General features: G+C 36.8%; 7 protein-coding genes. All 7 read right to left on the bottom strand.

From position 1 onward, the window contains the following. Positions 1 to 1,383, bottom strand: coding sequence for a glucoamylase family protein (locus EZ456_RS12185; RefSeq protein WP_131530506.1), 1,383 nt, complete (start codon positions 1,381 to 1,383; stop codon positions 1 to 3). Between the two features lie 65 nt (positions 1,384 to 1,448). Then, positions 1,449 to 2,921 (bottom strand): RagB/SusD family nutrient uptake outer membrane protein, encoded by a 1,473-nt coding sequence (locus EZ456_RS12180; protein WP_131530504.1) that lies wholly within the window; start codon positions 2,919 to 2,921, stop codon positions 1,449 to 1,451. 10 nt (positions 2,922 to 2,931) lie between these two features. Then, positions 2,932 to 5,943, bottom strand: a complete 3,012-nt coding sequence (locus EZ456_RS12175) for a SusC/RagA family TonB-linked outer membrane protein (protein WP_131530503.1) — start codon at positions 5,941 to 5,943, stop codon at positions 2,932 to 2,934. A 364-nt stretch (positions 5,944 to 6,307) separates the two neighbouring features. Beyond that, positions 6,308 to 9,187 carry a triple tyrosine motif-containing protein gene (locus tag EZ456_RS12170; protein WP_131530501.1) on the bottom strand — a complete coding sequence of 960 codons (2,880 nt, stop codon included), beginning with the start codon at positions 9,185 to 9,187 and terminating at the stop codon, positions 6,308 to 6,310. Between the two features lie 164 nt (positions 9,188 to 9,351). After that, positions 9,352 to 9,702, bottom strand: coding sequence for a four helix bundle protein (locus tag EZ456_RS12165; protein ID WP_131530499.1), 351 nt, complete (start codon positions 9,700 to 9,702; stop codon positions 9,352 to 9,354). A gap of 154 nt (positions 9,703 to 9,856) precedes the next feature. Continuing rightward, positions 9,857 to 10,792 carry an oxygen-dependent tRNA uridine(34) hydroxylase TrhO gene (gene trhO / locus EZ456_RS12160; protein ID WP_131530497.1) on the bottom strand — a complete coding sequence of 312 codons (936 nt, stop codon included), beginning with the start codon at positions 10,790 to 10,792 and terminating at the stop codon, positions 9,857 to 9,859. 105 nt (positions 10,793 to 10,897) lie between these two features. Continuing rightward, a complete protein-coding gene (locus EZ456_RS12155) occupies positions 10,898 to 13,345 on the bottom strand; it encodes a DUF5686 and carboxypeptidase regulatory-like domain-containing protein (RefSeq protein WP_131530496.1) in 2,448 nt (815 codons plus the stop codon). Positions 13,346 to 13,466: the final 121 nt, after the last annotated feature.

The raw sequence follows: 13,466 nt of genomic DNA, 5'->3' as shown, positions 1-13,466 counted from the left end.
TTATTTTTTTAAAGCTGGATAATCGAAGCCTAATTTGTTTAACCCGCTCTGAACATCTTTATTCCTCATAAATAGTTCCCAGAGTAACCCTGAACGGTAATTTTCGATCATTACTACTATTGGTCCCTGGTCGATCCCCAGATATCTTTTTGGATACCAGTTGTCCTGCTCTGAAAAGGCATCATAAAAGCCATATTTGCCCCACACTTTATCGCCTAGGTTTTCGTAAAGGTGTCTGATTACCTTCATCGATTCTTTTGGGGTGTATGGGATAGATGATATGGCAGCAGTAGGAGAGATTACACCAAAATCTTCCTGAGGATTATGTGCTGCATAACCTTTTACCGAATAACTAGCCGTTAAGCCCCAATTATTTTCGCCATAGCCTTTAAATTTCTTTGGGTTGGCTACACAGTAATCGTGTATGGCCAATGTTTGATTTACATTGTTTTCCCAATAATCTGCATAGCGGTCTTTTAAGCCTTTCGGGTTTAAGCCTAAATAGGAATAGTGTGCCCAGAATAATGGCCCTACTGAATTTTTCTGACCCTGATAATCAAGTGAAAAAGAATGTCCGTAAAATTTGAAATTGGTTTTAATTTCACCATTTCTGGCCCAACCTTCGTGGTATACCTCGGCAGGAACACCATGTGTAGGGGATGAAGCTGCCATTACGTACATGATTAAACATTCGTTATAACCTTTTACAGGAAAGTTCATTTCCCATTTGTATTCTGGCGACCAATGCCAGTACAATACATTTTGTCCGTTACGGTACCAATTAAAATCGATACCCTTCCAAAGTTCATCTGCTTTTTTTGCCAATGCTTTTTCTGGTTCGGTTCCATTTTTATAATATTCGTTGATGCAGATTAAAGCCTGCGCAACAAAAGAAGTTTCTACAAGATCACCTCCATTATCTTTTTGCCCAAACGGACGTACTTTAGCTGTTTCACCATTTATCCAATGCGGCCAAGCCCCATGAAAGCGATCTGCTTTAGTTAAAAAATCCAGTATTTTATTTAATCTGTCTAATCCGTCATTTTTCGTTACATAACCTCTATCAATCCCACTTAAAATAGCCATTAATCCAAATCCTGTAGCTCCTGTAGCCACAGTGTTCTTATCATTTTCAGGATATACATTATCCACATGGAAACGCTCCCTGCCTGCACCGGATGTTGGTTCGGCACCATCCCAAAAATATTGGAAGGTTTGTTTTTGAACCAGATCTAATAGTTCTATGTCTGATAAGTTTTTTTTAATGGATAAATCAGGACTATAAGCTGTATTTTTATTTTTTGTGCAAGCACCAACAAACAAAAAGGAGCAGAGAATGGCTATCAGTAAATACGTAATTTTCTTTGGGTCTGTTTTCAGCATAGTATAGAATAAAGGAAAGAAGGCTGCCAGAGTTAACTGACAACCTTTATCAAAATGATATAATTTTAGTAGCCAGGGTTTTGTTTTAACAGGTTGCCACTTAGTTCAATTTCGTTCTGAGGAATTGGCCAAACTTCATTTTTATTTGCTTTCCAGCCTTTAACACCAAAAACTGCTGCGCCTCTTCCTTGACGGATCACATCAAAGTAACGGTCGTTTTCCATAGCAAGTTCTACTTGTCTTTCTTTCCAGATTGCAGTGCGTAAAGCGGTTTTTTCAGTAATGGTAACATCCGGAAGAATGGCATTATTCCCACCTCTTGCGCGTTTACGGACTCTGTTAAGCGAAGTTAATGCCTGGGAAGCATTCCCCTGCTCATTAGCAGCTTCTGCATTCATTAAAAGAACATCTGCAAATCTTAATACCCTGAAATTTTGTTGTGCACCCTCATTAAATCCTGATACACGCAATGCAAAAGGCACATAAGATTTTTGATTGTATCTTTCATTTGGTACAGTAGTAGGAATTAAATCGCCCTGTGGAGTGGTTTCACCTTTAAATAATATTGTAGCATCCTTACGTGGGTCTCCTGTCTCAAAAGCATTAGCTAATGCCTCTGATGGTGTGTTAAAACCCCAGCCCATAATCCCAGCTACACCTTGAACCTGGCTGTACTGCGAATTTGAAGCATCTCCATTTCCAGGAACTAATTCTGCCTGTACCTCAAATAACGATTCAATGTTATTTTCATTCTGAGTTCTAAAACCTTTTTCGAAGTCAGGGAATAAATCATATCCCATAGTCATTACCTGATTGGTTAATGAAAGTACATCGCTCCATTTGTTTTGATACATAGCTACTTTAGCATGCAGCCCAATTGCCGCACCTTTAGTTGCTCTGCCTAAATCTGCGGCACCATACGATTGAGGTAAAGCTGCTGCGGCTTCATTTAGATCTTTTTCTATTTGGGCATAAACTGCAGCTTTATCTGATTGTGGCAGATTGTATTCGCTATTGTCTTTAGGTACATGTAACCTTAATACCACGTTGCCATAGGCACGAACCAATCTGAAATAAGAATATGCTCTTATAAATTTAGCTTCTGCCAGATATCTGTTTCTCAACGTCTCATCCATGGTAATATTTGGAATATTATCAAGAACCTGGTTGCAAAGATTTATATTCTGGTATTGGCCAGTCCAAAAATCCTGCAACGACCCATGAGTAGCAGTTACAGTAAATTGATCGTAAAGATTAAAGAAAGTAGCATCGGTAGGTGTACTTCCTTTGTCTGCCTCATCAGAACCAGTGCTTTCGATAACAATTGTATTAAAAGCAACGTTGTTCCAGCTGCGTAAGTTGGCATAAATGGCATTTACACCTTTTAAAGCATCTTCAGGAGTTTTCCAAAAGGTTACTGATGGCTGCTGTGCCTGAGGCGGAACATTTAGAAAATCTTTTTTGCATGATGCAGTTAAAAGTACTGCACTAAATGCAGCTGCAGCAAAAAATGATTGTGTATTTATATATTTTTTCATTTTAAGTCGATTAGAAAGTTACGTTAACTCCAAAGTTATAAGTAGCAAACAATGGATACACATTGGTATCAATACCTGCGTTGGTTGGTGTTCCACCTACCTCTGGACTAAATCCTTTGTATCCAAAAATGTTAACTGCATTTTGCGCGTTTAAGAATACTCTCAATCTTTGCATTTTCCATTTATTAACAATTGCAATAGGCAAGCTGTAACCAAGTTGAATATTTCTTAATCTGATATAATCGCCCTTTTCTACGTAGAAAGAATTTGGTGCATTGTTAAGCCCACCCGCTAAATCTGCCGAAGGATAGGTATTTGAAGTTCCGGGTCCAGTCCAGCGGTGATCAAAGAAATCTTTAGTGAAGTTTTCATTACCAAATCTACTGCTCAGGTTTGCATTAAATACATCTACATCAGCAACACCTTGTATATCTACTGTTAGATCGAAGTTCTTGTAAGCGAAGTTTGTATTTAATCCATAGGTGAATTTAGGGTTAGGATTCCCAAGAACAACTCTGTCTCTTAAATCGATAGTTCCATCGCCATTGATGTCGGCGTATTTAAAATCGCCCTTTTTAAACCCAGGCCATGCCGCGGCCTCTGCGTCGGTTTGGAATATACCGGCAACCTGGTAACCATAGAATTCTCCAATAGCTCTATTGTTAACTGTTCTTGTAGAAACATATCCACTAGTTAACCCCCCACCACCTTTGTAAATAGGGTTGGCGCCTGATGTAACGTTTAATACTTTGTTAACGTTTATTCCTAGGTTTCCACTGATTGAATAAGTTAATCCACCAGATGTTTTATCTGCCCATGTAGCTAAAAATTCAAAACCACGATTTTGGATATCTGCCTGATTCGCAATAAGAGAACTGTTTGCAGTTCCTAAACTTCCTAAAACCGGGATATCAAATATCGCTTGCTCTGTTTTTCTGTTATAATAGTCTAACTCAACATTTAATCTGTTTTTAAAGAAGCCCATTTCCAAACCGATGTCGGTTCCTGCACTTCTTTCCCAAAATAAAGTTGGTGGAACAATGCTTCTAATACTAGCACCTGTGTAAGGAATACCTCCAAAAATTGCGATTAGGGCTGCAGACTGATCTACAGTTTGTGTTGATGGATTAAAAGGAACCCCCGCGTTACCTACTTTACCCCAACTTCCCCTTAATTTTAAGTTACTAAAGATGTTTTGGTCTTTCATAAATTCTTCGTTGCTGATTACCCAGCCTGCTCCAATAGATGGGAAATTTCCCCAAACGTTATCAGAACCAAAGAATTGAGATGCGCCATCCCTTCTTATTGAGGCATTTAATAAATATTTATTTTTATAGCCATAATTAACCCTTGCAAAATACGATGAGAAGGTACTGAGTTCTCCTTTATCGATAATACTCCTGGCTGCAGCATCACCTAAAGCCAAATATAAATCTCCTTCAGAGGTGTAAGGTACATTTTGTGCATCAGCATTGATGGTATACATTTTATTTCGCTGAGCGGTTTGACCTGCTAAGATTGTTAAACTATGATCGCTCCATCGTTTATCAAAGGTTAAGGTATTCTCAACAAGCCAGTTTCTATTTTCTATCCGATCTATATCAAGTTTACTTATAGTGCTCAATTGAGTGTTCGTAGCTTTATATTTTGGTACATAACCTCTTACTTCTTCCTGTCCGAAATCTCCGCCAATACTGGTTTTGAAAGTGAAGTTTTTAAGGAATTTTAATTCTGCATACACATTACCATTAATTTTATATTTAGTGGTGTTTTGATTAAAGAAATCGAGTGTAGCTTGAGGATTCATATTGCTTCCATTTCCTAAATTAAAGGCATTTGGATCACCATAACTGCCATCTGTATTAAATACAGGTACAACTGGCGATGCCGCATACATAGCCCTGAAAATAGTTGTAGGAGCATCTTTTGATTTACTATAAGTCCCGGCAACATTATAACCGATTTTTAAAGGTTCAAAAATTTGGAAATCATTAGCCAACCTTACAGTGTAGCGCTTATAATTATTATTTTTAACAATCCCATCCTGATCAAGATAGCCCAAAGAGAAATTGTAGGTTGATTTTTCTGTTCCTCCGCTTATAGATAACTGATGATTTGTAACAGCTGCACTTCTTAGCACCTGATTGTACCAATCTGTTCCGGCACCTAAATTAGTATTAGCAAATAAAGGTGCAGCAGGTGGGATTTGAAGGCTGTAAGCTTCATTTACCGCAGTTGCATATTCACTTGCATTTGCCATTTCTACCTGATTAGTTACTGTTTGAATACCAACAGACCCATTATAATTAATTACTGCTGTTCCTTTTTTACCCTTTACAGTGGTTACCAGAACAACACCATTAGCGGCACGGATACCATAAATTGATTGTGAAGACGCATCTTTTAAAATGCTGATGTTCGCAATATCTGCCGGATTTAAAAAGTTAATGTCATCATACCAAACACCATCCACCACATACAGTGGCCCAGTTTTTCCATAGATAGTACTTGTACCACGGATCGTAATTTGAGGAGAGGAACCTGGCGTACCGTTATTTGTAATAGAAACACCAGCAACTTTTCCCTGTAATGCACTTACCGGGTTTACAGATGCTTGTTTAGATATGTCTTCCCCTTTTACCGTTCCAACTGATCCTGTTACATCAATTTTTCTTTGTGTACCGTAACCCACAACCACAACCTGCTCTAGTTGTTGTGTTGATGAAGCCATTGATACGTTAATAGTTGTTTGATTGTTTACAGCTTGTTCTTGAGCTGTATAGCCTACAAAGTTGAACACTAATGTAGCGTTAGCAGGCACGCTGATGGAGTAATTTCCATTGACATCTGTTTGTGCACCATTTTGTGTGCCTTTAATTAAAATAGTTACGCCTGGTAATGGAGTTTTATCACCTCCATCAATAACCTTACCTTTTACAGTAATGTTTTGCGCTAGTGCTACGTTAATTGTTAGCAAACAAAATGCAGCGAGAACAGAAATTCTTGTAAAGATTCTTTTCATGCTTTATTATAAATTTAGTTTAATTGTTAGTTAAATGTGAGGTTGTTTTTGCTGATGTGCAAGTGTTTTTACCTCTACATTAATACATCATCTTGCGCTTTGAGGTGTCTCACCTAAATAAACCAGATGCCATTTTAGCCTAAAAACGCATTTTTTTTAGATTTTAACATCATATTAACATACACACAAGTGTATTAATAACACTAAGTGTTTTGTGGGGTTTAGAAACTAGCTATGAGAGGTAATGATGTAGTGCCGATTTAGCAAGGTAGCAGAAAAAACCTCGAAAACCATTTTTATGCAAACGTTCCCGAGGCTCGCTTCAGCAATTTTTGATCGCTGGAATTTGATTATAGCGGTAAGATTAAAGCTCCATCAAAAACTCAGTTAAGTTCTTATCGTGAGGTACTTCGAGTTTTTTGCGCAGGCGGTATCGGCGTATTTCTACACCCCTTAAACTGATGTTTAACAGTGACGACATTTCTTTACTGCTCATGTTCATTCTGAGGTAAGCGCAGAGTTTTAAATCATTCGGAACAAGATCTGGATGTTGCGCTTTTAACTTTTTAAAGAAACTTTCGTGCGCCTCGTTAAAACTATTTTCAAATAAATGCCAGTCACGTTCATCGTTCATACCGTCATTGATTACTTTCTGGATTTTGCGCGTCTGATCATCAGAAAGCTTCTTCCCGTTTTCGTCTTTTAATTTGGTAATCTCATCACTCAGTTTTTGGAGTAGTTCGTTTTTATAAACAAGGGTCATGGCTGAATTGGCCAATTCCCTGTTTTTCGAGGCTAATTCGGCTTGTAATTTCTCAGTTTGGAGTTTGATGATGTGCTTTTCGTTGGTCTCAGTTTCCTGTCTTAATATCTCTTCCTGCTCAGCCTGTAAACGGTCGCTGATTTTTTGACTATCCCTGCGGAGTTTTCTTTCGTAAATTTTCTTGCCCAGAATCAATACCACTACAAATAAAATAGTATAGCACAAAATGGCCCAGTTGCTTAAATACCAAGGACGTAAAATGGTAAATGTGTAAACAGCTTCCTCACTTACAGAGCGGTCATCAGTTTTCGCCCTAACTTTAAAAACATAGTTACCTGCACTTAAATTAGTGAAATCTTTTTGTGTAGCATAAGTCCAATCAGACCATGCCCTTGAATAGCCTTCTAAATAAAACTGGTATTTAACCTTAGCTTGCCGGTAATAGGGCAGTGCATAGGAAATGCGGATGTTGTTACGGCTGTTTTGGATCTCCGTAGGATCCTCACCATTACCAGCTTCACTGATGAGCGAAAACTTATCAGTAATATCCTCTACTCGTCTGATCAATACTGCTGGAAGTTTTTGCTTCTGCGAGTTGAGCTTGGCCGTTGGGTTATAGATCACAAAGCCATCATCCACACTAATCAGGTAAATAGAATTGCTGATGCGGCTTATATTTTCATAATATTGCACCATCCTGCCGTCTAAAATGCTGAATTGATTCGAATCTATTTCTACCTTACCCGGTTCGCTAAAGTTAACCAGGGCTGTTTTACCGTGATTAATAAACCAATATTTCTTGTCACCCGCACTGATAATTTTATTGGAGGACTCGAAAGAACCGAGTTCTTTATTAAGCGCTTCGTACTTGGTAAATTTATTGCTCAATTCATCATAGGTGTAAAAACCTGCATCAGAAGAAAAAACAATTTTGTTTTCTAAGTTGAATATATTGATGTTGTAATTGCCCGGAAGCCCGTTCTTCTCATCGAAATACTTGGTGCTGATCACACTAGTGTAATTAGCGCTTAAGTTCAATTTAAAAAGACCTTTATAGGCATGTGCTACCCAGATATCTCCCTTATTATCTTGTTCTACATATCTGGATGGGGCATCAAAGCCTGCAATTTTGATAGCAAACTTTAATCCCGAAGACGGTGATTCTGTAAAAAGAGAAAGCCCGGTATAGGTGCCCTGAATAAGGTAATTTGGATTTGAATTTAGTTTTTTGATGGTCCAACCACCTGAAGATCTCGATAGCCAGTCAATTTTATCACCATTTACCTTAAAGGTACCGCTGTTATGACCACATATTAACTCATTATCGATAATGGCAAGATCCCATACCTGGCCTTGTGAGTTTGGGATTAACTGAAAATTAAAAGGTAGGAGGTTATCCGGCGACCATTGGCTATAAAACAACCCTTGATTGGTGCCCAGATAAATTTTATTATTGAAGATGATACTGGAATAAACGGTTCCAAATTGACCTGTTTTATCAAAATAGAAATATAAAGGTGAATTGAGTTCTATCCGGTCGATTCCGTTATCCAGTCCCGTCCAAAGATTTTGCTCATTATCGGCATATAAACTTAAAACGGTATTATTTTGTAAGCCACTAGATTTATTGATGCGTTGAACAACTTTTCCATTTTCATCAATAATAATCAAGCCATTAAGGATAGTGCCGTAAGCAAAATATTTACCCAATAAACTCACTCCATTGTTAAGCTGGTAGGTTTTAAGATAACTGTTAGCGGTTGTATTTAAAGGCGTAAAATCTTTCCCGTCATAGGTAAACAATCCATTTTTGCTTGTACCGATAATGAGGCCATTGGTTTTATAAGCAAGAATAGATAATATCCCCTCTTTGCCTAGCTTTTCGCTGTTTGGGATATAGACTAATTTGTCGCCAACAAGCTCGAATAAGCCTTTTTCAAGCACTTCGATAAAATATCTGTTATTTGCCTTATGAAGGAAAAGAAATGAAGATGGTGATTTTACTACCTCGATTTTGTTGTTTTTGTAGATAAAGATCTTCGAAAAAGATTGGAAGATTACCCGGTTTTGGTCTACGTAAATTTTCCAAACTTCATCATTGATTTTGATGCCTTCTGGTAATAGATTGGTAAGTGAACTGTAGCTTAGTTTGTTGTTCTTAATCGACCAAAAGCCAAACTCGCCAAAGCTGCCGGTGTAAATTCTTCCCTTATTGTCTGTAGCTACCGATCTCACAATCTGCCGGTTTGGCATCTGGTATTTCTGCCAGTAGCGGCCATCGAAAGTTAATAATCCTTCGGCGTTGCCAAAGTACATTACTCCATTTTTGTCTTTTGCTATGCTCCAGTTCTGGTTTCCTGATGAATAAACAGATTTTGGATAATTTTCTATATAGGGAACTCCTATGCTTTTAATTTCTGATGCATAGGTGTTTGTAGCGAAGCAGAATAGTAGTATTAGAAGCCTTAAGTAGTTTAGCATAAAATGGTAACTGGGTATACCCATTATTACACAAAGTAAATGAAAAATTGTTTAATAAGGTGGTAATAGCTAATGATTGAGATCTTCTGGTTAATAGTCAATGGTCCATAGCTAATGGCGTAGTTCATGGCTATTTGCCATTTCCTGTAAATATTGACTTAACGTCACAATGAATTTTTTAACTTAGAAATCATCTTACAAAGTTGTTCGTATTCAGCATAAAGTCTTTTAAACTCAGCCTCTGTAATATAATCTCTGGAGAAAGCCATAAATAGGCAACTTACCACCTCCAATCCAGAGCGGACAGAATAAGTTAAGAATCTTGAAAATTCAGGTTTTGATTGTCCCATGCAACCTTCGGCAATATTAAGGTTTACTGAATCAGCAGCTTTCTTAATTTGATTAGCTAAACTGAAAAGTTCTATCCTAGGAAAACTTTTTGCTATAATATCTATTTCGTTGCTGAGTTTTAATGAAACCTGCCAAACCTTTAATTCTTCAAATTTGAAAGCCATAATGTTAAATTTGAAATAAATATAATTATCTCTCTCAACATTATGGTCTTTGATTTTGTCGTTATTAACTCTTTGACTATTAGCTAATAGACTGTGAACTATGGCTATTGACCATTAAACTATTAACCATCAGCCAATAGACAATAAGCAAAGTTTAACTTTTCACAGCAACAGGCTGCGGAACTTTTACATAATAACCTGAGCCATCGTAAGGACGTTTGCGTGGGTTAGTTGTACATGCTGTTGAACAGCAACCTTGAAGCTGATCGCCACACTCATCGCATTGGGTAATGTGCTCATTACACTCTGGATTGGCACAGTTGATCATTTTTGGGGTAGTTTTACCACAATTATAACAAACCGAAACGATAGTTGGGTTTACCTCATTTACATCAACAGCAATGCGGTTATCAAAAACATAACATTTGCCTTCAAAGTCTTTACCACCAGCTTCTTTTCCGTATTTAATAATGCCACCGTGCAATTGATAAACATCGTTAAAGCCATGGTGTAAAAGCAAAGCAGAAGCTTTTTCGCATTTAATACCCCCGGTACAATAGGTTAATATTTTCTTGTCTCTATATTGGGCAAGTTGATTAATCTGCTCAGGGAAATCGCGGAAATTTTCAATATCAAGCGTTACTGCATTTTTAAACTTGCCTAAATTATGCTCATAATTAGAACGCACATCAAGGATAATTACATCCTCGTCATCCTTCATTTTCATGAAATCTACAGGTTCTAAATGTTTGCCTGTTTTTTCATTCGGATTAATAATCGAAGTATCCCTTAAACCAGAATGTACAATCTCTGATTTGTAACGGCAGTGCATCTTGAGGAAAGAAGGCTCCTCAACGTTATCTATTTTAAATTCTGTTTTTGCAAACCTTTCATCAGCATGTACCGCTTTCATGTATGCATCACAAGACTCAACGGTTCCCGAAACAGTTCCATTTAATCCCTCATTGGCAACGATAATACGTCCAACTAGATCTAAAGATTTACAAAATTTAAGATGTTCGGCAGCAAATTGTTCTGCATCCGCTATGTAGCTATAGCAATAATAAAGTAGTGTCTGATATTTTTTCATGATGCTGTTGATACCGTTGCAAACGGCGTTTAAAGCGATGCAAAGATAGTAAAAAAAGGTAGAAGGTAAAAGGGGGGTAAAGGTTTTGCTTCCACCTATGCCTTATTATAGGGTGTAAGCTATTCTAAATCCTTGAGTTAATTTGCGGGCACCATCGTAGGCAAAGCCATAACTGGCCCTTAATACCAAACGCTGGAAGCCGAAATAAAATTCTTTATAATTTCTTTTTTCTGGAGAAGACAAATAGCCACCCCCAATAAATTCTTCCAATTTAGCTTTACGCAGTAACGGCACTTTATTTGTGAAAAAGCCTGCAAAGTTATGTTCTAAATGTGCTTCGAAGTATTGTTGATTGGTGCTAAACTGATAAAAATCTAAAAATTGAAACTTCCTTATATTAGGAGGGAAAATGGTAGAAATGTTACCTGAAAAATGTTTGAAATCAGGATAGTACATCTTTGCATTATTAAGAAACTTTCCTGCCCCAACTAAAAATGAAGTATAACCCAATAACCCTAAGCTAATTCTATCCTGATAAACTTCTGCCTTTACAAAGTCATAATCAACATCACTATTTAAAATATTGTTTAGTCCTTTTTTGTACAATACCGTAATTCTAGGGTAATGTGATTCAGTATAAAACTTACCATCCGGGCGGGTAATATATTTCTGACCAATGGTATACGTTAAACTTGCGGTGGCACTTAACGATTTATAGGTTGGGAAAAGTGGTGTTTCAGTAGTTGGGCTAAAAGGATTGTTGGATGTGAACTCCCTCTCTTTTGCATCGAAGAATTTAAAGGTAGAATTATTGATTAAGCCTTTATTTTTGCTATAATCTATACTTACGCTTCCCTGCAGACCGGTTGCCAGTTCTCTGGTTGTATTAATGTTAATAAAACTCTTCTCATAAAATTTTGAGAAGTTTTTTTCATAAAGTAATGAGTTGATGGTATTACCTAATGCAGTCATTGAACCTAAGTTGTTCAAATCAAAAATGCCGTTTCCGAACGATGCACCTACACTTGCCCTTTTTAGCGGATTGTAGTAATAACTTCCTGTTAAACTTCCGGTAAGTTTTTGGTTGGCAAAACCGTATCTCAATTCAGGACGGACGGAATAAGATCTTCTATTCTCGAAATCCTTTCTATAAGTAACCCCATATTTTACCGCAAAACCTTCTACAGTGTTGTAAAATATGGCTTTAAGCACAGGATCGAAAGACCAATATTCCTTATCGTACCGATCGTTAACACTAAACCCTCTAAGCAATAGTTTGCCTATTCCAAATTTATTATTGTCTTTTTCTAGTGAATCGAGGTATTTTTTCGACTCTTTTAACTTCGCAATACTATCTTTTTTGACATAATTAAGCTTTTCATCACCTGTTAAAGGAATTGGCCTGTTATTGGTCCAATAAGCAGAGTCTTTCTTATTAACCATTTCAGTTATCTTCAATATTTCGCCATTAAAAAAGTTTTTAGGAAACTTAGGGTCAATATTATAATTGCTATAAATACCTACGTAATAACCTGCAATTTTAAAGCCCAGTACGTTCCCTGCAAACTGAAAATTAATAGCGGTAGGCATATAAATATCCTTAACCTTGGTAAACTGCTGACTGATGTTTAAGGTATCTATAAAATTAATCCCCGCGTTTTTGGTTAGGTAAACATCGGTATTGTATATTCTCCAACTGTCATCAATAATATAGATAATCCCTCTAAAAACCGGGTCATTTTCACGGCGGGGAATAACCTGGATTTTGTGGATCAATTCTCCGTTTTCTTTGGTTTCGCCAAGTAATTTGTATTTATAATAAAATAAGGCATTATCTGCAATTGGAGAAATGAAACCCCTCGCGCTTAATTTGTTTTCAAGAAGATAATTATCGTAAAAATTAATAATTAAATCAGATGCTTTATTAAAACTAAAAGAATTGTTTCTTCCTGCAACTTTTGAAGAGATCATTTCTTCATGAACATCATTTGGATTTCTGAAATTGAACTTGCTTTGAGATTCTGATAAATAAATGATGCCCTTTCTATTCGTATCGAGCTCTAAAATTTTTTGGATATCCCGGCCAAAGAACTTTTTAGGGGCACCCCTTAAACGTTGCACGCCTTTGATATAAACATCACAACTAAATTCCTTAACTTCAGTTAAATGTGTTTTTCTCTGTTTAATGGCATTGCGGATAATGGCGTAAGCCGGATCTTCAGCATTTGCCCTAATATTCACGTTCTCTAAAGTATAACTTTCTGATGTTAATGTTACATTAAGCGACTGATCTGCAGAAAGATTAATAATATGATCTTGCTGTTTATAACCTACGGCTCTAAAGCTTAAAGTGTATTCTCCACCTTTTAATTTCATAGAATATTTCCCGTCAATATTAGCCGATGTTCCGCTAGTTGTACTTTTTAAATAAACCGAAGCAAAAGGAACAGGTTGTCCGCTACTATCTTTAACTGTACCTGTAATGGTATATTGTTGAGCTAAAATAATATTGGTAAGGCCACAAAAAAACAGGAGCGCACAAATTCTTATCATAAGTTAGATTAGTAAGCTATAAATATCGAATAACTTTTAAGACTATACATATAGGTGTGTGTTAAAGTTTGTTAAGATCGAAAAAAAAATAATATGGATAGATGGTTTTTAAAAATAACAT

Source organism: Pedobacter psychrodurus, assembly GCF_004331735.1.
GTDB classification, from domain to species: domain Bacteria; phylum Bacteroidota; class Bacteroidia; order Sphingobacteriales; family Sphingobacteriaceae; genus Pedobacter; species Pedobacter psychrodurus.
This window is presented reverse-complemented; position numbering and strand designations above follow the sequence as displayed.